22 protein-coding genes and 1 pseudogene are annotated in these 21,907 nt (G+C 60.5%); 12 read left to right on the forward strand and 11 right to left on the reverse strand.

The genetic code is table 11. From position 1 onward, the window contains the following. Positions 1-52 precede the first annotated feature (52 nt). The 3 genes from ctaD (at position 53) to RHM69_RS21530 (ending at position 3,246) form a co-directional block, all read left to right on the forward strand. Positions 53-1,636 (forward strand): cytochrome c oxidase subunit I, encoded by a 1,584-nt coding sequence (gene ctaD / locus RHM69_RS21520; protein WP_003187339.1) that lies wholly within the window; start codon positions 53-55, stop codon positions 1,634-1,636. A 135-nt stretch (positions 1,637-1,771) separates the two neighbouring features. Then, positions 1,772-2,323: a cytochrome c oxidase assembly protein gene (locus RHM69_RS21525; protein WP_003187340.1), complete on the forward strand. Its 552-nt coding sequence runs from the start codon at positions 1,772-1,774 to the stop codon at positions 2,321-2,323. 35 nt (positions 2,324-2,358) lie between these two features. Continuing rightward, positions 2,359-3,246, forward strand: a complete 888-nt coding sequence (locus tag RHM69_RS21530) for a cytochrome c oxidase subunit 3 (RefSeq protein WP_003187344.1) — start codon at positions 2,359-2,361, stop codon at positions 3,244-3,246. A 6-nt stretch (positions 3,247-3,252) separates the two neighbouring features. On the opposite strand, the gene RHM69_RS21535 is transcribed toward RHM69_RS21530, so the two are convergent. Next, positions 3,253-3,456, reverse strand: coding sequence for a twin transmembrane helix small protein (locus RHM69_RS21535; protein ID WP_003187345.1), 204 nt, complete (start codon positions 3,454-3,456; stop codon positions 3,253-3,255). A gap of 31 nt (positions 3,457-3,487) precedes the next feature. Between RHM69_RS21535 and RHM69_RS21540 the strand changes: the two genes are divergently transcribed. The 5 genes from RHM69_RS21540 to RHM69_RS21560 are packed head-to-tail and all read left to right on the forward strand — an operon-like array spanning position 3,488 to position 7,411. After that, a complete protein-coding gene (locus tag RHM69_RS21540) occupies positions 3,488-4,252 on the forward strand; it encodes an SURF1 family protein (protein WP_032872186.1) in 765 nt (254 codons plus the stop codon). Continuing rightward, positions 4,218-4,802 carry a hypothetical protein gene (locus tag RHM69_RS21545; protein WP_014716327.1) on the forward strand — a complete coding sequence of 195 codons (585 nt, stop codon included), beginning with the start codon at positions 4,218-4,220 and terminating at the stop codon, positions 4,800-4,802. The genes RHM69_RS21540 and RHM69_RS21545 overlap by 35 nt, the downstream gene beginning before the upstream one ends. A 10-nt stretch (positions 4,803-4,812) precedes the next feature. Then, the gene (locus RHM69_RS21550) at positions 4,813-5,892 is read left to right on the forward strand and encodes a COX15/CtaA family protein (RefSeq protein WP_014716328.1); all 1,080 of its coding nucleotides are present in this window, start codon (positions 4,813-4,815) and stop codon (positions 5,890-5,892) included. Next, positions 5,880-6,779 carry a heme o synthase gene (gene cyoE, locus RHM69_RS21555; RefSeq protein WP_038448365.1) on the forward strand — a complete coding sequence of 300 codons (900 nt, stop codon included), beginning with the start codon at positions 5,880-5,882 and terminating at the stop codon, positions 6,777-6,779. Before RHM69_RS21550 ends, cyoE begins: the two co-directional genes overlap by 13 nt. Further along, complete coding sequence (locus RHM69_RS21560; protein WP_014716330.1) at positions 6,776-7,411, forward strand: SCO family protein; 636 nt, start codon at positions 6,776-6,778, stop codon at positions 7,409-7,411. Before cyoE ends, RHM69_RS21560 begins: the two co-directional genes overlap by 4 nt. A gap of 129 nt (positions 7,412-7,540) precedes the next feature. On the opposite strand, the gene RHM69_RS21565 is transcribed toward RHM69_RS21560, so the two are convergent. From RHM69_RS21565 to RHM69_RS21575, 3 genes are read right to left on the reverse strand one after another with little or no spacing between them, the layout of a single operon-like run. Then, a complete protein-coding gene (locus tag RHM69_RS21565; protein WP_003187353.1) occupies positions 7,541-8,311 on the reverse strand; it encodes a MetQ/NlpA family ABC transporter substrate-binding protein in 771 nt (256 codons plus the stop codon). A gap of 51 nt (positions 8,312-8,362) precedes the next feature. After that, positions 8,363-9,037: a methionine ABC transporter permease gene (locus tag RHM69_RS21570; RefSeq protein WP_200600575.1), complete on the reverse strand. Its 675-nt coding sequence runs from the start codon at positions 9,035-9,037 to the stop codon at positions 8,363-8,365. After that, entirely contained in the window at positions 9,037-10,044 is a 1,008-nt protein-coding gene (locus tag RHM69_RS21575) for a methionine ABC transporter ATP-binding protein (RefSeq protein ID WP_014716332.1), read from the reverse strand. The genes RHM69_RS21570 and RHM69_RS21575 overlap by 1 nt, the downstream gene beginning before the upstream one ends. 265 nt (positions 10,045-10,309) lie before the next feature. Between RHM69_RS21575 and katE the strand changes: the two genes are divergently transcribed. Next, on the forward strand, positions 10,310-12,451 hold the full coding sequence (gene katE, locus RHM69_RS21580) for a catalase HPII (protein ID WP_060766945.1): 2,142 nt from the start codon (positions 10,310-10,312) through the stop codon (positions 12,449-12,451). 86 nt (positions 12,452-12,537) lie between these two features. Here katE and RHM69_RS21585 read toward each other — a convergent pair whose 3' ends face one another. The 4 genes from RHM69_RS21585 to zur are packed head-to-tail and all read right to left on the reverse strand — an operon-like array spanning position 12,538 to position 15,328. Next, positions 12,538-13,257, reverse strand: coding sequence for a PA5502 family lipoprotein (locus RHM69_RS21585; protein ID WP_014716334.1), 720 nt, complete (start codon positions 13,255-13,257; stop codon positions 12,538-12,540). 37 nt (positions 13,258-13,294) lie between these two features. After that, complete coding sequence (gene znuB / locus RHM69_RS21590; RefSeq protein WP_200600576.1) at positions 13,295-14,083, reverse strand: zinc ABC transporter permease subunit ZnuB; 789 nt, start codon at positions 14,081-14,083, stop codon at positions 13,295-13,297. Continuing rightward, complete coding sequence (gene znuC, locus RHM69_RS21595) at positions 14,076-14,846, reverse strand: zinc ABC transporter ATP-binding protein ZnuC (protein ID WP_003187361.1); 771 nt, start codon at positions 14,844-14,846, stop codon at positions 14,076-14,078. The genes znuB and znuC overlap by 8 nt, the downstream gene beginning before the upstream one ends. Continuing rightward, complete coding sequence (zur, locus tag RHM69_RS21600) at positions 14,846-15,328, reverse strand: zinc uptake transcriptional repressor Zur (RefSeq protein ID WP_014716336.1); 483 nt, start codon at positions 15,326-15,328, stop codon at positions 14,846-14,848. The genes znuC and zur overlap by 1 nt, the downstream gene beginning before the upstream one ends. A gap of 58 nt (positions 15,329-15,386) precedes the next feature. Here zur and RHM69_RS21605 point away from each other — a divergent pair, with 58 nt between their 5' ends. After that, on the forward strand, positions 15,387-16,316 hold the full coding sequence (locus tag RHM69_RS21605) for a zinc ABC transporter substrate-binding protein (protein WP_003187364.1): 930 nt from the start codon (positions 15,387-15,389) through the stop codon (positions 16,314-16,316). A 107-nt stretch (positions 16,317-16,423) separates the two neighbouring features. Here RHM69_RS21605 and RHM69_RS21610 read toward each other — a convergent pair whose 3' ends face one another. Together RHM69_RS21610 and RHM69_RS21615 are read right to left on the reverse strand one after the other, a co-directional pair. Continuing rightward, on the reverse strand, positions 16,424-17,377 hold the full coding sequence (locus RHM69_RS21610) for a homoserine kinase (RefSeq protein WP_014716337.1): 954 nt from the start codon (positions 17,375-17,377) through the stop codon (positions 16,424-16,426). A 56-nt stretch (positions 17,378-17,433) separates the two neighbouring features. Beyond that, positions 17,434-17,724, reverse strand: a complete 291-nt coding sequence (locus RHM69_RS21615) for a DUF2782 domain-containing protein (protein ID WP_014716338.1) — start codon at positions 17,722-17,724, stop codon at positions 17,434-17,436. 74 nt (positions 17,725-17,798) lie between these two features. On the opposite strand from RHM69_RS21615, the gene polA reads away from it, so the two are divergent. Further along, positions 17,799-20,594, forward strand: coding sequence for a DNA polymerase I (gene polA, locus RHM69_RS21620; protein WP_038448371.1), 2,796 nt, complete (start codon positions 17,799-17,801; stop codon positions 20,592-20,594). Positions 20,595-20,865: 271 nt separating this feature from the next. On the opposite strand, the gene yihA is transcribed toward polA, so the two are convergent. Continuing rightward, positions 20,866-21,507: a ribosome biogenesis GTP-binding protein YihA/YsxC gene (gene yihA / locus RHM69_RS21625; protein WP_003187369.1), complete on the reverse strand. Its 642-nt coding sequence runs from the start codon at positions 21,505-21,507 to the stop codon at positions 20,866-20,868. Between the two features lie 192 nt (positions 21,508-21,699). Here yihA and RHM69_RS21630 point away from each other — a divergent pair. Then, positions 21,700-21,907: pseudogene (locus tag RHM69_RS21630) on the forward strand (cytochrome).

Genomic DNA, 21,907 nt, shown 5'->3' on the forward strand with positions numbered 1-21,907 from the left:
TCATTGCCAATGCCCTGAATCGCCCCGCTCACTCGCTTGCAGGAGAACGGCCATGAGCACTGTGATCGACCACGGTCATGCCGACCACGCCCACGGCCCCGCCAAAGGCTTGATGCGCTGGGTGCTGACCACCAACCACAAAGACATCGGCACGATGTACCTGTGGTTCGCCTTCACCATGTTCCTGCTCGGCGGCTCGTTCGCCATGGTGATCCGCGCCGAGTTGTTCCAGCCGGGCCTGCAGATCGTGCAGCCGGCGTTCTTCAACCAGATGACCACCATGCACGGGTTGATCATGGTATTCGGCGCGGTGATGCCGGCGTTTGTCGGCCTGGCCAACTGGATGATCCCGTTGATGATCGGCGCGCCGGACATGGCCCTGCCGCGCATGAACAATTTCAGCTTCTGGCTGTTGCCGGCGGCGTTCCTGTTGCTGGTGTCCACCTTGTTCACGCCCGGCGGCGGGCCGAATTTCGGCTGGACCTTCTACGCCCCGCTCTCCACCACTTATGCGCCGGAAAGCGTGACGTTCTTTATCTTTGCGATCCACCTGATGGGCATCAGTTCGATCATGGGCGCGATCAACGTGGTCGCCACCATCCTCAACCTGCGTGCGCCGGGCATGACCCTGATGAAAATGCCGCTGTTCGTGTGGACCTGGCTGATCACCGCATTCCTGCTGATCGCGGTGATGCCAGTACTGGCGGGCTGCGTGACCATGATGCTGATGGACATTCACTTTGGCACCAGCTTCTTCAGTGCGGCCGGTGGTGGTGATCCGGTGCTGTTCCAGCACGTGTTCTGGTTCTTCGGGCATCCCGAGGTGTACATCATGATCCTGCCGGCCTTTGGCGCCGTCAGCTCGATCATCCCTACCTTCTCGCGCAAGCCGCTGTTCGGTTACACCTCGATGGTCTACGCCACCGCGAGCATCGCGTTCCTGTCGTTCATCGTGTGGGCGCACCACATGTTCGTGGTGGGCATTCCGCTGGTGGGTGAGCTGTTCTTCATGTACGCCACCCTGCTGATTGCCGTGCCCACGGGCGTGAAGGTGTTCAACTGGGTCAGCACCATGTGGCAAGGCTCACTGACGTTCGAGACGCCGATGTTGTTTGCGGTGGCCTTTGTGATCCTGTTCACCATCGGCGGCTTCTCCGGGCTGATGCTGGCGATTGCCCCGGCGGACTTCCAGTACCACGACACCTACTTTGTGGTGGCGCATTTCCATTACGTACTGGTGCCCGGCGCGATCTTCGGGATCTTCGCTTCTGCCTACTACTGGCTGCCGAAATGGACCGGCCATATGTACGACGAAACCTTGGGCAAGCTGCACTTCTGGTTGTCTTTCGTGGGCATGAACATGGCGTTCTTCCCCATGCACTTTGTGGGGCTGGCCGGTATGCCGCGCCGAGTGCCGGACTACAACCTGCAGTTCGCTGACTTCAATATGGTCTCGTCCATTGGTGCCTTCATGTTCGGCGCCACGCAGATCTTCTTCCTGTTCATTGTCATCAAGTGCATCCGTGGCGGCCCGCCTGCGCCGGCCAAGCCGTGGGATGGCGCCGAGGGCCTGGAATGGAGCGTGCCCTCACCCGCGCCGTATCACACCTTCACCACGCCGCCGGAGGTCAAATGAAGCCCTCCCTATACTCCCCCTGTGGGAGCGGGCTTGCCCGCGATGGCGGTAGGTCAGGCGCTGAATCTACCAACCCTCAGGCCCTCATCGCAGGCAAGCCAGCTCCCACAGAAAGTCCAAAGCCAGGTGGGCGCCATGGCTGACTCCGTCCCGCTCAAGCGCCTGGTCACCCGCCTGCTAATCCTAGTGCTGGCGATGTTCGCCTTTGGCTTCGCCCTCGTGCCGATCTACGACGTGATGTGCAAGGCGTTCGGCATCAACGGCAAGACCGCCGGGCAGTACGAGGGTGAGCAAATGGTTGACCCCTCGCGCCAGGTGCGGGTGCAGTTTCTGTCCACCAACGCCATCGACATGGTCTGGGAATTCCACTCCAAGGCCGATGAGATTGTGGTCAACCCCGGTGCAGTCAACGAGATGCTGTTCGTGGCCTACAACCCCACCGATAAGCCGATGACAGCCCAGGCGATACCCAGCATTTCCCCGGCCGAAGCGGCGATGTACTTCCACAAGACCGAATGCTTCTGCTTCACCCAGCAAGTGTTGCAGCCCGGTGAGCGCATTGAGATGCCCGTACGTTTCATCGTCGACCGCGCGATGCCCAAGGATGTGAAGCATTTGACCCTGGCGTACACGCTGTTCGATATCACTGCGCGCCAGCCGCCCGTGGCCGTCAGGACCGGGGGCTAGCTACTGTTTGCCCCCTCAATCAGGAGAGCGAATACATGTCGACTCATGATACGTACTACGTACCAGCGCAAAGCAAATGGCCAATAATTGCCACGATTGGCCTGCTGGTCACCGTGTATGGCCTGGCCGTGTGGTTCAACGACTTGAAGGCCGCGCGGCCCGAATCCCACGGGCCGTGGATCTTTTTCGTCGGCGGTTTGCTGCTGGCCTACATGCTGTTTGGCTGGTTTGGCGCGGTGATCAAGGAAAGTCGCGCCGGGCTGTACAGCGCGCAGATGGACCGCTCGTTCCGCTGGGGCATGACCTGGTTCATCTTTTCGGAGGTGATGTTCTTCATCGCCTTTTTTGGTGCGCTGTTCTACGTGCGCGTCTGGGCCGGGCCTTGGTTGGCGGGCGAGGGGCCCAAGGGCATTGCGCACATGCTGTGGCCGAACTTTGAGTTTGCCTGGCCCCTGCTGAACAACCCCGACCCTAAGCTCTACCCTGCGCCCAAAGGCACCATCAGCCCCTGGGGCCTGCCATTGGTGAACACCATCCTGCTGGTGAGTTCCAGCGTAACCATCACCATTGCCCACCATGCCCTGCGCAAAGGCCATCGTGGTGCGCTGAAACTCTGGCTGGCGATCACCGTGCTGCTGGGCTTGGCCTTTCTCGGGTTCCAGGCCGAGGAATACATCCACGCCTACAAAGAGTTGGGCCTTACCTTGGGTTCGGGGGTGTACGGCGCGACGTTCTTCATGCTCACGGGCTTTCACGGCGCCCACGTGACCATCGGCACCATCATTCTGTTTGTGATGCTGATGCGCATCCTGCGCGGGCATTTCAATGCCGAGCACCAGTTCGGTTTCGAGGCGGCCAGTTGGTATTGGCATTTTGTGGACGTGGTGTGGATCGGGCTGTTTTTCTTTGTCTATGTGCTGTGACGCGGCTTACCACGGCGCATGAGAGACCAATTGGCCGCTGAAAAAGCCCCAGGCGATCAAGCCCACGGTGATCACGGCCAGGGTGACACGCACGGTCAAGGCAGTGACGAGGCGGTTAGAGTTGCCCTCGTCCTTGACCAAGAAGAACAAGCCACTGAACAGGCTCACGACGGTCGCGATCAGCATCAGGGCAATGGCGGCTTTGAGCATGGTCTGGCTCCGGGCTAATTGGGGAGGGGCGATGAGATCGAGTATAGCCAGTGCCATGCAACGCTTTCGTCCGGGCATCGCGCCGACGCTGGTGGTACTGGTGTTGCTGCCGTTGATGGTGGGCCTGGGGTTTTGGCAATTGTCCCGCGGGCACGAAAAGCAACTGTTGGTAGACCGTTATGCCGAGCGCCGCGCCGCCGAGCCGGTCAGCAGTGCTCAGCTCAATGACATGGCTGATCCAGCCTTCCGTCGCGTTCACCTTCGCGGGCAACTGGATGGTGCACACAGCGTATTGCTGGATAACCGCATGCGTGACGGCAAGGCCGGTGTCGAGTTGCTGCAACCCTTTCATGACCAGGCCAGCGGCCTGTGGCTGTTGCTCAATCGCGGCTGGCTGCCCTGGCCGGACCGGCGTATCGCGCCCGCCTTTACAACCCCTGAACAGACGCTGAACCTCGACGCCTGGGTGTACGTCGCCCCCGGCGAGACCTTCCAACTGCATGCCGACCCGGCCAGCACGCAATGGCCGCGCCTGCTGACCGCGCTGCACCCTGCCGCCTTGTGGGGCGAACTGGGGCGCAGTGGCTTTGCCTATGAGCTGCGTGCCGAAGCGGGCCCCGGTACCTACGAAACCAGCTGGCCTGTGGTCGCCATGGGCCCGGAAAAACACCTGGCCTACGCTGTGCAATGGTTCGCCATGGCCATGGCGTTGCTGGCGCTTTACCTCTACCTCGGATGGCATAACAAAAAGGAGAAGCCCCATGGGAGCGGTCATGAATCCACCCAGCACATCTGACACGCCTGATCGGCGCAAGGGGCGCTGGCAGCTGATTTTGATCCTGATGATGGTGATCGGCCCGATGGTGCTGGCCACCTTCATGTACAAATTGCAGTTCTGGGTGCCGGACAGCCGCAGCTATCACGGCGAACTGATTGGCAACGGCCAGACCCGCGCCGACATCGGCGTGCAGGCCGATGAACAGCGCTGGCAACTGCTGGTCACCGCCCCCACCGCCTGTGCTGCCAATTGCCAGCAACTGGTCTACCTGGCGCGTCAGCTGCAGATTAGCCTTGGCCGTGATGCATCCCGTGCCAGCCATGCCCTGGCGGGTGCGCAACCGTTGAGCGGCGAATACGAGGCCAAGCTCAAAGCCGAATATCCACAGCTGCAGCGCTACCCGCTGGATGTGTCGACCTTTACCAGGAACGCTGCCGCGCCTGGCGATGCGCAATTGTGGATCGTCGACCCCCACGGCAATCTGGTGCTGCGCTACGACGCCAAGGTCAAGGGCAAGGACTTGCTCAACGATCTGCGCTTGCTGCTGAAACTGTCGAACATCGGATAAGGGCACCCTCATGGCCAAGCCTGGATTTCGCCTCGCGCTGTTTGCCACGTTACTGGCGTTGTTTGTCGTGCTGCTCGGTGCCTATACCCGCCTGACCCACGCCGGCCTCGGCTGCCCGGACTGGCCGGGCTGCTATGGCTTTATCAGCGTGCCGCAAAGCGAAGCCCAACTGGCTCATGCCGAGTTGCACTTTCCCGACACGCCAGTGGAGGCCGACAAAGGTTGGGCCGAGATGACCCATCGCTACTTCGCGGGCAGCCTGGGCCTGTTGATCGCGCTGCTGGCGGCGCGTTCGTGGCGTCATCGACGCGATCCGGGCCAGCCGGTGAAGCTGCCGCTGTTCCTGCTGACGGTGGTGTTCGCCCAAGCGGCGTTTGGCATGTGGACCGTGACCTTGAAGCTCTGGCCGCAAGTGGTCACAGGGCATCTTTTGGGCGGCTTTGCGACCTTGAGCCTGCTGTTTCTGCTGACCCTGCGGCTGTCCGGCGTACTACCGGCGCTGGTCGTGCCCAAGCGCCTGCAATATTGGGCAACGGCGGGCCTGGTGCTGGTGATCGGGCAGATCGCCCTGGGCGGCTGGGTCAGTTCCAACTACGCCGCGGTGGCCTGTGTCGATTTGCCCACCTGCCACGGCCAATGGTGGCCGGCAGCGGACTTCGCCAATGGTTTTCACCTGACCCAGCACATCGGCCCCAATTACCTGGGGGGCCAGCTCGACAGCGAAGCGCGCACCGCCATCCACCTGACGCATCGCATCGGCGCCGTGCTGGTCACGCTGGTGCTGCTCGGTTTGGCCTGGCAACTGCGGGCAGTGGGGATGACGCGCCTGGCCGGCTTGTTGTTGATCGCCCTGGCCGCGCAGATCTGCCTGGGGGTGAGCAATGTGGCGTTCGGCCTGCCGCTGCCGGTGGCGGTCGCGCACAACGCTGGCGGGGCAACGTTGTTGATGACGCTGGTGCTGGTCAATTATCACGCGCGCACCAGCCTGGTTCGGGTGCGTCACCCGCGCCTGTTCGGCTGGCGTTTTATCCCGCGCAAACAGGTGTCAGGCCTGATCACCCTTAAAGGAGAACTGCCATGGCGGCCGTGATCGGCGCACGTCGCGACCGGGCGATCTGGCGTGACTATTTGGAGCTGACCAAGCCCAAAGTAGTGGTGCTGATGCTGATCACTTCGCTGGTGGGCATGTTCCTTGCCACCCGCGCCGGTGTGCCCTGGACAGTGCTGGTGTTCGGCAACCTCGGCATTGCCCTGTGTGCCGGCGGCGCGGCGGCGGTCAATCATGTAGTGGATCGACGGATTGATGCCGTGATGGCGCGCACTCACAAGCGGCCGATGGCTGAGGGGCGTGTCTCGCCGATGGCTGCGTTAGCGTTTGCGTTGTTCCTGGCTATTGCAGGATTGGCCCTGCTGCTGGTGTTCACCAACCCGCTGGCGGCCTGGCTGACCTTGGCTTCGCTGCTGGGTTATGCGGTGATCTACACCGGCTTTCTCAAGCGAGCGACGCCGCAGAATATTGTCATCGGCGGTCTGGCCGGTGCGGCGCCGCCGCTGCTGGGTTGGGTGGCTGTCACTGGGCATGTGAGTGCCGAACCCTTGCTGCTGGTGCTGATCATCTTCGCCTGGACTCCGCCACACTTCTGGGCCCTGGCTATTCACCGCAAAGAGGAATACGCCAAGGCCGACATCCCGATGCTGCCGGTTACCCATGGCGAGCACTACACCAAGGTGCATATCCTGCTGTACACCTTCGCCCTGCTGGCGGTGAGCCTGATGCCCTACGTTATCCACATGAGCGGGCTGCTCTACTTGGGCTTTGCGCTGGTATTGGGGGCGCGCTTTCTGCAATGGGCCTGGGTGTTGTACCGTGGCAGCCAGCCGCACGCGGCGATCAACACGTTCAAGTACTCTATCTGGTACTTGCTGCTGCTGTTTATCGCCCTGCTCGTAGACCACTACTTATTGTTGAACCTATGACTCGAACTCAAAAAACCGTCTTCATCCTCGTGGCCCTGGTGGCGTTGATCATGGGCCTGACCGTCAACAAAGTGCTCTCGGGCAAAGGCCAGGGCGACCCCACTGCGCTGATCGACGCCGGCATCATTCTGCTGCCGCAAAGCCGCCAGTTGCCAGCGGTGACCATGACTGACCAGGAAGGTCAGCCGGTGGTGGTCAATGAGTTGAAGGGCAAGTGGAGCCTGCTGTTTTTCGGTTACACCTTCTGCCCGGATATCTGCCCGACCACCCTCGCCCAGCTTCGCCAGATCAAGAGCGAACTGCCCAAAGAGGCTGTGGATAAGTTGCAGGTGATCCTGGTGAGCGTCGATCCGAACCGCGATACCCCGGCGCAGCTCAAGCAGTACCTGGGTTACTTCGACCCACAGTTCCAAGGCCTGACTGGCGCGAATGTGGAGGATGTACAGAAGGTTTCGAATGCGGTGAGCATTCCCTTCATTCCGGCGGATACCAGCAAGCCGAACTACACCGTCGACCACAGCGGTAACCTGGCACTGATCGGCCCGGATGGTACTCAGCGTGGGTTTATTCGTGCGCCATTGAACAACCAGAAGCTGGTGGCGCAGTTGCCGGGGTTGCTACAGCGCAAGTGAGCACCTGATGATCGTTCCAACGCTCTGCGTGGGAATGCAGTTAGGGACGCTCTGCGTCCCCAAGCGTGACGCAGAGCGTCACAAGAGGCGTTCCCACGCGGAGCGTGGGAACGATCAGATCAGGAGAGATCAGAACGCTGGCTTGATCGCGCCTTTGTACTTCTCTTCGATGAATTTCTTCACTTCAGGCGTGTGCAAGGCTGCAACCAGCTTCTTCACCGCGTCTGCATCCTTGTTGTCTTCGCGGGTCACCAGGATGTTCACGTAAGGCGAGTCGCTGCCTTCGATCACCAGTGCATCCTTGGATGGGTCCAGCTTGGCTTCCAGGGCGTAGTTGGTGTTGATCAGCGCCAGATCGACCTGGGTCAGCACGCGCGGCAAGGTAGCGGCTTCCAGTTCACGGAATTTCAGGTTTTTATCGTTGCCGGTGATGTCCTTGATGGTCGACAGGATGTTGGTCGGGTCCTTCAGGGTGATCAGGCCGTTCTTGGCCAGCAGCAACAGCGCACGGCCGCCGTTGGTGGCGTCGTTCGGGATCACCACGTTGGCGCCGTCAGGCAGGTCGGCCAGTTTTTTGTACTTGCTGGAGTAAGCGCCCAGTGGTTCCAGGTGCACAGCGCCGACGCTCACCAGGTGAGTGCCTTTGGCTTTGTTGAATTCATCCAGGTACGGCTGGTGCTGGAAGAAGTTGGCATCCAGGCGCTTTTCAGCCACCTGTACGTTCGGCTGCACGTAGTCGGTGAAGACTTTGACCTTCAGGTCCACGCCTTCTTTGGCCAGGGCAGGCTTCACGAATTCGAGGATTTCGGCGTGAGGCACCGGCGAAGCAGCGACCGTAATGGTCTCGGCGTGGGCGGAAAACGCAGCCACGGCGGCGAAGGCAACCAGTAGTTTTTTCATCCAGCAAGCTCCTTGTTCGGGCATCTGCCGGCTGCGCGCCGGCAATGGCCGTTATTTACGAGAAAAGTGCACCACCAGCCGGTCGCCGACGGTTTGCAGAATTTGCACCAGAATCAACAGCATCACCACAGTGACCACCATCACATCGGTCTGGAAGCGCTGGTAGCCAAAACGGATTGCCAGGTCGCCCAGGCCGCCAGCACCGACCACACCAGCCATCGCGGTGTAGGAAACCAGTGTAATAGCCGTCACCGTAATCGCCGCGAAGATGCCAGGGCGGGCCTCGGGCAATAGGGCATTGGTGATGATCTGGCGGGTGGTGGCGCCCATGGACTGGGTGGCTTCGATGATGCCACGGTCCACTTCGCGCAGTGCGGTTTCCACCAGGCGCGCAAAGAATGGCGTAGCGCCGACGACCAACGGTGGGATCGCACCGGCAACACCCAGCGACGTGCCGGTGATCAGTACCGTGAACGGAATCATCACGATCAACAGAATGATGAACGGCAGCGAGCGCAAGATATTCACGATCAGCGACAACAGCGCGTACAGGCCTTTTTGTTCGAACAGCTGGCGCGGGCTGGTCAGGAACAACAGCACGCCCAGAGGCAGGCCCAGCAGCACGGTGAAGAACAGCGAGCCGAACAGCATGGTCATAGTGTCGCCGGTGGCGAGCCAGATTTCAGACCAGTCGATATTGGCGAAGAAACTTAGGAACACGTCCATCAGCGCAGCACCTCCATGTGAACGTCTGCGGCGGTGAAGCGTGCAAACGCAGCTTCCATGTCACCGCCGGTGACGGCGAGGGTCAGTTGCCCGTAAGGGATGTCTTTGATGCGGTCGATACGACCGGCAAGAATGCTGTAGTCCACACCGGTTTCCCGTGCGACGGTACCCAGCAGTGGCGCGTAGGTCGCGTCCCCTTGGAACGTCAGGCGCACGATACGGCCTGGCACATGGGCAAAGTCGTCGCGCTGCTCGCCTTCGTCCACCTGTTCGGCTTCTTGTACGAAGCGTTTGGTGGTCGGGTGCTTGGGGTGCAGGAACACGTCGGCCACCGAGCCTTGCTCGACGATCACCCCCGCGTCCATCACCGCGACTTGGTCGCATACGCGGCGGATCACGTCCATTTCATGGGTGATCAACACGATGGTCAGGTTCAGCTCGCGGTTGATCTCGGCCAGCAGTTGCAGGACCGATGCCGTGGTTTGCGGGTCGAGGGCGCTGGTGGCTTCGTCGCACAGCAGGATTTTTGGCTTGGTCGCCAGGGCTCGGGCGATGCCGACGCGCTGTTTCTGGCCGCCGGACAACTGCGCCGGGTACTTCTTGGCGTGGTCCGACAAGCCGACGCGGGCGAGCAGCTCAGCCACACGTTGGTCGATTTCCTTGCGCGACAGTTCACCGGCGAGCGTCAGCGGCAGCGCGACGTTGTCGGCCACGGTCTTGGACGCCAGCAAGTTGAAGTGCTGGAAGATCATCCCGACCTGCTGACGGAAGCGGCGCAGGCCGTTGGCATCCAGGGCGGTGACTTCTTCACCGTCGACCGTGATCTGCCCGCCGCTGGGTTCTTCCAGGCGGTTGATCAGGCGCAGCAGTGTGCTTTTACCCGCACCCGAGTGGCCAATCAGGCCGAACACTTGGCCGTTGGCGACGCGCAGGCTGGTGGGGTGCAGGGCGGGGATATCCTTACCGGCGACGCGGTAGGTTTTATGGACGTTTTGAAACTCGATCACGTAGCGAACCTTGTGGGGCGCATTGAAAAGGGATCAGCGGTTAGCCGGGCGCGCATTTTAGCCTGTCCGTATAGCGTTTCTTAGCATTTATTTCGTATTCATCCAGTCATTTGGCAATAACGCGATCAAAGGTCATAAAAAAGGAACGGTGCAAAACCCAGTCAGTCACTACTTAAGCAACTCGATTTCCCAGGTGCCGTGCCTGGGGTTTTGCTCAAACGAGCCGGGGACCGCTCTGGCCACTTTGAATAAGGAGTTTTGACTGATGAGTACCAAGAAGCCAGCCACCCCGCCGAAGAGTGAACTCGCGGGCACTGATACCCTGGACCGTGGCAACACCAACGCCAAGCTGCAGGCGTTGGAAGAATTCCGTTCCGATGCAACCGGCCAGGCCCTGCGCACCAACCAGGGCGTGAAAATTTCCGATAACCAGAACAGCCTGAAAGTCGGCGCTCGCGGCCCGTCGCTGCTGGAAGACTTCATCATGCGTGAAAAGATCACGCACTTCGACCATGAACGCATCCCTGAGCGCATCGTGCATGCCCGTGGTACGGGGGCCCATGGCTATTTCCAGAGTTACGGCGACCATTCGGCGCTGACCAAGGCAGGTTTCCTGCGCACGCCTGAGCATAAAACCCCGGTGTTCGCGCGTTTTTCCACGGTGCAGGGCCCGCGTGGCTCCGGCGACACCGTGCGTGACGTTCGCGGTTTTGCCGTGAAGTTCTTCACCGACGAAGGCAACTTCGACCTGGTGGGCAACAACATGCCGGTGTTCTTCATCCAGGATGCGATCAAATTTCCTGACTTCGTCCACGCGGTGAAACCCGAGCCTCATAACGAGATTCCTACCGGCGGTTCGGCCCACGATACGTTCTGGGACTTTGTTTCGCTGCAACCGGAATCCGCGCACATGGTGATCTGGGCCATGTCCGACCGCGCCATTCCAAAAAGCCTGCGCGCCATGCAGGGCTTTGGGGTACACACCTTCCGTTTGATCAATACCGAAGGTAAGTCCAGCTTCGTGAAGTTCCACTGGCGTCCAAAAGTCGGCACCTGCTCGCTGGTATGGGATGAGGCGCAAAAGCTGGCCGGTAAAGATACGGACTACCACCGTCGTGACCTGTGGGAAGCGATTGAAAGCGGCGATTACCCCGAGTGGGAGCTGGGCGTACAGATCGTGGCCGAAGAAGACGAGCACAAGTTTGATTTCGACTTGCTCGACCCGACCAAGATCATTCCAGAAGAACTGGTACCGATCACGCCGCTGGGCAAAATGGTGCTCAACCGTAACCCGGACAACTTCTTCGCTGAAGTCGAGCAGGTTGCGTTCTGCCCGGGCCACATCGTGCCGGGCATCGACTTCACCAACGACCCATTGCTGCAGGGCCGTCTGTTTTCCTACACCGATACCCAGATCAGCCGACTGGGCGGGCCGAACTTTCATGAGATTCCAATCAACCGGCCTGTCGTGCCTTTCCATAACGGCCAGCGCGACGCTCAGCATCGCACCGTGATTGATAAGGGTCGTGCGTCCTACGAGCCAAACTCTATTGATGGTGGTTGGCCGAAAGAAACCCCTGCTGGTCCTACCGATGGTGGCTTTGAGTCCTACTACGAGCGCGTCGATGCCAACAAAGTACGTGAGCGCAGCGAATCCTTCGGTGACCATTTCTCCCAGGCGACGCTGTTCTACAACAGCATGAGCCACCACGAGAAAGAGCACATTATCGCGGCCTACAGTTTTGAGCTGGGCAAGGTGGAGCGCGAGTTCATCCGTGCGCGCCAGGTCAACGAGATCCTGGCCAATATCGACCTGGAGCTGGCCAAGCGCGTTGCGCAGAACCTCGGCTTGCCGGCGCCCACCAAGGGCACCGTGCCTGCCCGTGAAACGTCGTTGAAAGAATCGCCAGCCTTGAGCCAGGTGAATTTGCTATCGGGTGATATCAAAACGCGCAAAGTGGCGATTCTGGCAGCCAACGGCGTTGATGGTGCGGCCATTGACGCGTTAAAAGCCGCGCTTGAAGCTGAAGGCGCCCATGCCAAGTTGCTGGGGCCTACTTCGGCGCCGGTAACCACCGCGCAGGGCAAGACGCTGCCGGTCGACGCCTCCATGGAAGGCATGCCGTCCATTGCCTTCGACGCAGTGTTTATCCCGGGTGGCAAAGAGTCCGTGAAGGCGCTGAGCGGTGATGGCGTGGCGTTGCATTACGTACTGGAAGCCTACAAACACCTGAAGGCGATTGCGGTAGCCAGCGATGTGAAGCCGTTGCTGGACCTGCTGAAACTGGAGGAGGATGCGGGGTTGATCGTGGGCGCGGATGCCAAGGCGTTCAAAGCGTTTTTTGCGGCGATTGCCCAGCATCGGGTGTGGGAGCGTGAGCCGAAATCCAAGGCGATTCCGGCTTAACTTATCGGTTGTTTGTTAGGTCGTCATCGCAGGCAAGCCAGCTCCCACACTGTTCAAATGTGGGAGCTGGCTTGCCTGCGATGCTTTTAGTCTGCCTTGCGCGGAATCAGCACAACCTGCGCCGGAATATGTTTCAGGATTTGCCGGTGAATCTTCAGGTCATACCCCGAATCAATCCGCTTGACCCGCTTGGTCAGTAACGTGGCCAGCCACGGGTAATCCTGGGTGCGTGGCACCTGGATGCTGACGTCGCACTGGTAATTCACCACATCGGTGGCGATGGCGTCCAACTGATGGCGCATGTCTTCAACATCCGCAAGGTTCAGCGCCACGGTGGTGCTCGGCGCTGCCGGGTCGATGACCTTGGCGGCAGGCTTGGCCTCAGCGGCTTTCAACGCAGCTTCTGCCTGGTCCAATTCGGCTTTGCGCGCATGGCTGATGGCGCTGTTGACGCCACCGGTCAGCGCAGGGGCCTTGGGCATCAAGGCGCGGGCGCGGCTCAGGGCCGTGGCGGCAGCGTTGACGTCGCCTTTTTGCAACACGATCTGGCTGCGTTGCAGGTAGGCTTCGGCCAATTGACGCTGGTAGGCCTCAAGTGCCGGGTCGTTGGGCGATTGGGCCTGCAATGCAGCCAGCTGGTCTTCGGCGGTGGCCAATTCGCTGCTGGCCAGGTTTTGTTCCAGCTGCGCGATGGCCGCAGCCCGCGGATCCGGAGCCTGGGGGGCAGCGGGCGGCGTACTTTGGCAGGCGCCCAGCAGCAGTGAAAATGCGGCAAGGAGCAGATAACGGGAGGTGAACGGCTTCATTCCTGCGACTCTCTATTTGCGCAAAAAGCGAGCAAGTCTACACCCCTCGACGGGGCAGGACAAAACTCAGCAGAAACAGGGCGGCCGCCGTAACCACAATCGACGGCCCGGCCGGTGTGTCCTTGAACCAGGACAGCGCCAGGCCACCACACACTGCAAGCATCCCCAGGAGGCTGGCGCCCATCGCCATCTGCTCCGGAGAGCGAGCGTGGCGCTGGGCGGCGGCGGCTGGAATGATCAGCAGCGACGTGATCAACAATACGCCGACAATCTTCATCGCGACAGCAATCACCACGGCGATGAGCAACATCAAGGCCATACGCAGGCCTGCGACGGGCAAGCCTTCTACCTTGGCCAGTTCTTCATGCACGGTGATCGCCAGCAACGGGCGCCACAGGGCCACCAGCAACGCCAGCACCGCAGCGCTGCCGCCGAGGATCCAGGCCAGGTCGGTCGGGCTGATCGCCAGCAGGTCGCCGAACAGGTAGGCCATCAGGTCGATGCGCACTTCATGCATGAAGCTCAGCACCACCAGGCCCAGAGACAAGGTACTGGGCGCAAGGATGCCCAGCAGTGTGTCGGAAGCCAGTGGCTGGCGTTGCTGCAGGGTCACCAGCAGCACGGCTAGCAGCAGGCAGCCGACGGTCACGGCGATGGCCGGGCTTACATCCAGCAGAAAGCCCATGGCCACGCCCAGCAAGGCAGCATGGGACAAGGTGTCGCCGAAATAGGCCATGCGTCGCCACACCACGAACGAGCCCAATGGGCCCGCCACCAGTGCCAAAGCCAAGCCTGCCAGCAGGGCGTAGAGCAGAAAATCAGCCATGCTTGCAGCTATCTCCATGAACGTGGGGGGTATCGACGACGGCGCCATGCAGGTCATGGGCGTGGTCATGGTGGTGATGGTAGATCGCCAGGCTCTGGGCGTTCTTGCCGAACAGCTCCACGAACGCCGGGTCGCCACTGACCTGTTCCGGGTGGCCGGAGCAGCACACGTGGCGGTTGAGGCAGACCACTTGGTCGGTGGTGCTCATGACCAGGTGCAAGTCGTGGGAGACCATCAGTACGCCGCAACCATGGCGGTCGCGCAGGCGGGTGATCAGGCTGTACAGCTCGGCCTGGCCGGCGACATCGACACCTTGCACGGGTTCATCGAGTACCAGCAGCTCGGGCTCGCGCAGCAGGGCGCGGGCCAGCAGCACGCGCTGCATTTCGCCACCGGAGATGCTTTGCACCGGGTTGTCGATGACGTGTTCGGCGCCGACTTCCTTAAGCGCAGCCTGGGCGCGGGCGCGGTCTACGCCAGGCACCAGGCGCAGGAAGCGCAATACGGAGAGCGGCAATGTCGGGTCCACGTGCAGCTTTTGCGGCATATAGCCCACGCGCAGCTTGGGCTTGCGCCAAACCGTGCCGCTGTGGGGCTTGAGCAGCCCGAGCACGGCGCGCACCAAGGTGGTTTTGCCGGCGCCGTTGGGGCCGATCAGGGTGACGATTTGCCCCGGTTCCACGCTCAGTGCGATGTTCTCCAGCACGTTTTGCCCGGCGAACGTGACCCCGACCTGCTCCAGGCGGATTAACGCATTGCTCATCAAACCCCCTGGCAGCCTGCGCACAGGCCGACCACTTCGACCGTTTGCCCTTCGACCTTGAAGCCGACGTCGGCAGAGCTTTTGATAATGGCGTCGCTGATGCTTTTTTGTTCAAGCTCAATGGCGGCGTGGCACTCGCGGCAGATCAAGAACTGGCCCTGATGCGCGTGCTCCGGGTGGTTGCAACCGACAAAGGCGTTAAGCGAGGCGATACGGTGCACCAGGCCGTTTTCCAGCAGGAAATCCAACGCACGGTAAACGGTGGGCGGCGCGGCGCGGCGGCCGTCCTGCTCGCTGAGGACGCCCAGAATGTCGTACGCGCCCAAAGGCTTGTGGCTCTGCCACACCAGCTCCAGCACCCGGCGACGCAAGGCAGTCAGGCGCAAGCCTTTCTTTGCGCACAGGGTGTCGGCCTCTGACAATGCGGTGTGCACGCAGTGAGAGTGGTCGTGGGGACGGCTGGCAAGCGGTGTTTTAGGCATGAGCGGCGACAGATATTTGATAGAGACGTTATTATGTTACCCGTTCCTACGCCATCGAGTGGTCATCGTGTCCCGACTTTTTCCCGTTTTTGTCGTATTTGTCACCAGTTTGTTCGTTGCGGGTGCCGCTCAGGCCGAGGTCAAGGTACTGACGAGCATCAAGCCGTTGCAACTGATTGCCGCTGCCGTGCAGGACGGCGTGGCTGTTCCAGAGGTATTGCTGCCGCCGGGGGCGTCGCCGCACAACTTCGCTTTACGCCCATCCGACGTACGGCGTGTGCAGTCGGTGGACCTGCTGTACTGGATCGGGCCGGACATGGAAACGTTTTTGCCGCGTGTGCTCAAAGGCCGTACGGCGCCAACGGTGGCCGTGCAGGACCTGCCAGGCATGAAACTGCGCATCTTCGGCGAAGATAGCCATTCACATGCCGATGAAGCCGACGAACATGACCATGATCACCGCCCAGGCAGTGTGGATGCGCACCTGTGGCTGTCCACGGTCAATGCACGTGTGATCGCCGCTCGGATGGCGGCCGATCTGAGCGCTGCCGACCCAGCCAATGCCGAGCGTTATCAGAGCAATGCGAAGGCCTTCGAAGAACGCCTGAACGCGCTGGATGCGCGCCTGAAGCAGCGTTTGGCGGGCGTTGATGGCAAACCATACTTCGTGTTCCACGAAGCCTTTGATTACTTCGAAGAGGCGTACGGTTTGAAGCATGCTGGCGTGTTCAGCGTGGCCGCCGAAGTGCAGCCGGGCGCGCAGCACGTAGCGGCGATGCGCGCGCGTTTGCAGGAAGTGGGCAAGACTTGCGTGTTTAGCGAGCCGCCGTTGCGACCTCGCTTGGCCGAAACCCTGGTGGCCGGGTTGCCGGTGAAGTTGGCGGAATTGGATGCGTTGGGTGGCTATACGCCGGCTACCGCGCAGGGTTATGAGCAGGTGCTGGAAAAACTCGGCAATGATCTGGCCGGTTGCCTGGAGTCGCTCTAACAGGTAACACAAAACTCCTGTGGGAGCGGGCTTGCCCGCGATAGCGTTGGCTCAGTTGATACCGCTATCGCAGGCAAGCCAGCTCCCACATTGACCGAGTCGGTCTTTTAAAGCGCGAACGGTAGGTGGAGCGTGACCTGCTGACGCTGCGCCAGGCGATGCTCGAACTCAGCCGGGTCGTGAATCAACACATCCTGCCCGGCAAATGACTCGGCCGCGATCAGCCGGGACAGCCAGAACCGTACGCACGCCACGCGCAGCATGGTCGGCCATAGCTCGGCTTCCTTCGCGGTAAACGCTCGTAGCCCCGCGTAAGCGCCCAGCAGCGCCCGGGCACGGTGACCGTCAATCACGCCATCGGCATCCGAGCACCAGTCATTCAAGGCGATTGCCACGTCGTAGAGCATCGGCCCCGAACAGGCGTTGTAGAAGTCGATCAGGCCCGTCAGGTGCGTGCCTTCAAACATCGCGTTATCGCGAAACAGATCGGCGTGCACATTCGCTCGTGGCAGGCCGAGGATGTCAGCCTTGTGAGCGTCGATCTCGGCCAGCGCATCGCGCAACAGGCGTTGCTGGGCCTCGTTGAGGTGCGAAATAAGCTGCGCGCCCTCGCTGAGCATCCACGCCAGGCCGCGGTCGGTCTTGCGTTCAAGTACCTTTTCGCCCTGGGTGGCCAAGTGCAGGTGGCCGAGCAGTTCGCCAACCTGGGCGCAATGCTGCGCATTGGCCTCCTTGATGTGCTTGCCCGCCAGGCGCGGTTGCAGCAAGGCCGGTTTGCCCTTGAGTTCGCGCAAAGCGATACCGTCGGTGGTACGCAGGGCGTACGGCACAGGCAGATCGGCGTCGTGGAGCACGTCAAGCAGTTCGATGAAGAACGGCATTTCTGCCACCGGGCCACGCTCAACCAGGGTCAGGACGAATTCACCCTGTTCCAGGCTGATAAAGAAATTGGTGTTTTCGCTGCCGGCGGCAATCCCCTGGAAATCAAGCAGGCGGCCGAGCCCGTAAGGGGCGAGAAAGGTTTCCAGCTCGGGCCGAGCCAGGGGGGTGAACACAGACATGGTTAAAACTGCCGTTACGGGCGCTGCGGTGGGCAGCGCCGGTTAAAATTAAGAAATCATTTCCATTCGAAGATCTTCCATGACGGGATCAGCATATCCGGCTGGTCAGAGCGGATGAAGTTCGCGTCGGTGCCGTCCGCACGTACCAGAAAGTACGGTGGTGCGCCCTTCGGGGTGACTTTGATTGCGTACAGAAAGCCGTTTTGGCGGTATTCCTGGATGGTTTTGTCGCCTTCCGTGCGAATGGTAACTTCCGGATCACCTCCAGGGGCACTGTCTGCCGCCGTGGCAGCCATCGGAGCGAGTGCAATCAAACCGGTCAACAGCAGGCGATTGAATGTACGCATGATAACCTTGTCCCTTTGTTTTCATTGGTCCGGCTATTCTAGCGCCTGACCCGCCGAAAAGGTTGATCCTGCTCATGAGCCAAGCGCCCCTCGTCCTGGTGGACGGTTCTTCTTATCTGTACCGCGCCTTCCACGCGCTGCCACCGCTGACCACCTCCAAAGGCCTGCCCACCGGTGCGGTCAAGGGCGTGTTGAACATGCTCAAAAGCCTGCGCAAGCAGTACCCGGACAGCCCATTTGCCGTGGTTTTCGACGCCAAGGGTGGGACGTTTCGCGATGAGATGTACGCCGAATACAAAGCCAACCGCCCGAGCATGCCCGATGACATGCGCCTGCAGATCGAGCCGCTGCATCAAAGCGTGATCGCTCTTGGCTTCCCGTTGCTGTGCGTCGAGGGCGTTGAGGCCGATGACGTGATCGGCACTCTGGCCCGCAGCAGCGCGGCCGCCAGCCGCCCGGTGGTGATCTCGACCGGTGACAAAGACATGGCGCAGTTGGTGGACGGCCACATTACCTTGGTCAACACCATGACCGGTAGCTCGATGGACATCGAGGGCGTTAAGGAGAAATTCGGTGTCGCTCCGGAGCAGATCATCGACTATCTGGCGTTGATGGGGGATTCGTCCGACAACATTCCCGGCGTTCCGGGCATTGGCCCCAAGACCGCCTCTGGCTTGCTGGTAGGGGTCAATGGCGGCCTCAAAGAGCTTTATGAGCAGCTGGATATTGTGCCGACCCTGCCCATCCGTGGGGCCAAGACCCTGCCGGCCAAGCTGGAAGAGCATAAGGAGATGGCATTCCTGTCTTATCAGTTGGCGACGATCAAGATCGATGTGCCGCTGGATATCGGGTTGGATGATTTGCACCTGATCGAACCGGATCGCGAAAAGCTGCTGGAGCTGTACACGCTGCTTGAGTTCAAAAGCTGGTACGACGAGATCCAGCGCGATGCCAAGCGTGTCGAGCTCAAATCGGCGAGCGAAGTTGCGCCTGCCGCCGAAATGCCGGTCGAGGCTGTTATATCGGTACCGGTAGAGGCCGTTTACACCACCATTCTGGACCAGGCCACCTTCGACGTGTGGCTGAAAAAACTCCACGATGCGCCGTTGTTTGCTTTCGACACCGAAACTACCGGCATCGACGCCCAGCAGGCGCAATTGGTCGGGGTCTCGTTTGCTGTGCAGCCCCATGAAGCCGCCTACATCCCGCTGACCCATTCCTATATCGGCGCGCCGGATCAGTTGGACCGCGACACCGTGCTGCTGGCCCTGAAACCGCTGCTGGAAGACCCGACCAAACTCAAGGTGGGCCAGCACGCCAAGTTCGATATGAACATCCTGGCCAACTGCGCCATTGGCGGCGACCCTGCCCAGGGCATTACCGTGCGCGGCATCGCCTTCGACACCATGCTCGAATCCTACGTGCTCAATTCCACCGCGACGCGGCACGATATGGACAGTCTGGCGAAGAAGTACCTGGACCACGACACGGTCAGCTTCCAAGACATCGCCGGCAAAGGTGCAAAGCAACTCACGTTCGACCAGATCGCCCTTGAGCAAGCCGGCCCCTACGCGGCCGAAGATGCCGACGTGACCTTGCGCCTGCATCAGCACTTGTACGCGCAACTGGCCGCGATCCCGACCCTGGCCAGTGTGCTGACGGACATCGAGATGCCGCTGGTGCCGGTGCTGGCACGCATCGAGCGCCAGGGCGCACTGGTAGACAAGGACCTGCTCGGCATCCAGAGCATCGAGCTGGGTAACAAGATGGTCGAGCTGGAGCGCCAGGCGTACGAGATCGCCGGTGAAGAATTCAACCTGGGTTCGCCCAAGCAGCTCGGGGCGATCCTGTACGAGAAGCTCGGCATGCCGGTGCTGAAGAAAACCGGCAAGGGCCAGGCGTCCACGGCTGAGGAAGTACTGGCCAAACTGGCCGAGGATGATTTCCCGCTGCCCAAGGTACTGATGCAGTACCGCAGCATGAGCAAGCTCAAAAGTACCTATACCGACCGCCTGCCGGAACAGATCAACCCGCGTACCGGGCGTATTCATACGTCCTACCATCAGGCCGTCGCGGCGACCGGGCGCTTGTCCTCCAGCGATCCGAACCTGCAGAACATCCCGGTGCGCACCGCCGAGGGGCGGCGCATTCGCCAGGCGTTTGTCGCGCCCAAGGGTTACAAGCTACTAGCGGCGGACTATTCGCAGATCGAGCTGCGGATCATGGCGCATTTGTCCAAGGACGAAGGCTTGATGAACGCCTTCCGCAATGACCTGGACGTGCATACGGCCACGGCGGCCGAAGTGTTCAAGGTCGAGTTGAATGAGGTCACGTCCAACCAGCGCCGCAGCGCCAAGGCGATCAACTTCGGCCTGATTTACGGCATGGGCGCCCAGAAGCTGGGTAAGGACATCGGCGTCGATACCAAGACCGCCAAGGCTTACATCGATGTGTACTTCGCCCGCTACCCAGGGGTGCGCGAATACATGGAGCGCACCCGCGCCCAGGCGGCGGATCAGGGGTATGTCGAAACGTTCTTCGGACGACGGCTGTACTTGCCGGATATCAACTCCAACAAGCCCCAGGAGCGCGCGGCGGCCGAGCGCACGGCGATCAACGCGCCGATGCAGGGCACGGCGGCGGACATCATCAAGAAAGCCATGGTGCAGGTGGATAACTGGCTGACCGAGTCGGGCCTGGATGCCAAGGTTATCCTTCAAGTGCACGACGAATTGGTGCTGGAGGTGCGTGAAGACTTGGTCGCGCAGGTCAGCGAGAAGATTCGCGAGCATATGAGCGCGGCGGCGCAGTTGGACGTGCCTTTGGTGGTGGACGTAGGCGTAGGCGATAACTGGGACGAGGCGCACTGATTCTGCGGCTTTGCCATCATCGCCAGTGGTGGCGAAGCGGTTTAGAGCGCAAACGGGGGTCAGTTATTTCCAATAGTTTTTTGAGTCTGTCGGAACTTAACCTGTGAACTGCCACTCAGAGTTACTGAATGGGTGGTGAAGCCCTTCAATGCTCCTATGTTGTGTTAAGTGTTGGCAGATAATTCCGGACCCCGCCCTAGCGGTCCGGAACTTGAACCCCGAACTTCCCCTCCCCAAAAGAAGTCCGGGGTTTTTTTTGCCCGCAGAAAAGTTATTCGGCGATTTCTGCGCCCTTGTCCGCCAATTCCATCCAGCCGGCCAGTACGGTGTAGGCTTCTTCCAGGCCCATGCGCTTGGGGGCGGAGAACAGTTGAATCGTGATGGTATCGCCCCAGCCCTTACGGATTTCGGACTGCACTTTGAGCAGGGTGTTCTTGGCTGCGCCGTAGGTGAGCTTGTCAGCCTTGGTCAGCAAAATGTGCATCGGCATGCCGCTGGCGACAGCCCAGTCGAGCATCAGCAAGTCGAAGTCGGTCATTGGATGACGGATATCCATCATCAGAATCAAACCCTTCAAACTCTCGCGACCACCCAGGTAAGCCTCAAGGTGACGCTGCCAGTGCAGCTTCAGCGGGATAGGTACTTTTGCATAACCGTAGCCCGGCAGGTCGACCAGACGCCGATCATCGTCTAGCTTGAAGAAATTGAGTAGTTGCGTGCGGCCCGGGGTTTTCGAGGTGCGCGCCAGGCTGGCGTGAGTCAGGGTGTTCAGTGCGCTGGATTTACCGGCGTTGGAACGGCCGGCAAAGGCGACTTCAAAGCCCTCGTCATCGGGGCATTGGTCCACTTTGGCGGCGCTGAGCATGAAGGTGGACTGTTGGCACAGGCCGAGGATGGGGTTCTTGAGTTGCATGAGATTTCCGATGTGGGCGGTGCCGAGAAAGGGTGCGGCAAGCGGTGTCGTTTCCGTTTCAGTAGCGCCAGTATATAATGCCGCAGATTTTGTGTGTGCTTTGTCCCAGCGAAGGATGAGGTTCACGGGAGCGAAAGACCTTTATTGCGCATTAGAACGCAAAACGCTCTCAAACCCTGAATAGGTCGATGTATGGACCGACGGTTGCTCGCTTCTGCTGCCCTGATTCCGCTTTACGGCGCTCAGGCTACACAGGATCAACCGAGTTTGCATGGTCAGGCTGACGCAGTGCGTGACCCAGGGTTTCAAGGCAATGCCGCCGCGTGGTTTGTGCATGGACTGCAGTACTGAGGATTACCAGGCCGTCATTGATTTGATGGTGAGTAAACCCGGTAGATAA

Source organism: Pseudomonas sp. CCI1.1 (assembly GCF_034348165.1).
Lineage (GTDB): Bacteria > Pseudomonadota > Gammaproteobacteria > Pseudomonadales > Pseudomonadaceae > Aquipseudomonas > Aquipseudomonas paracarnis.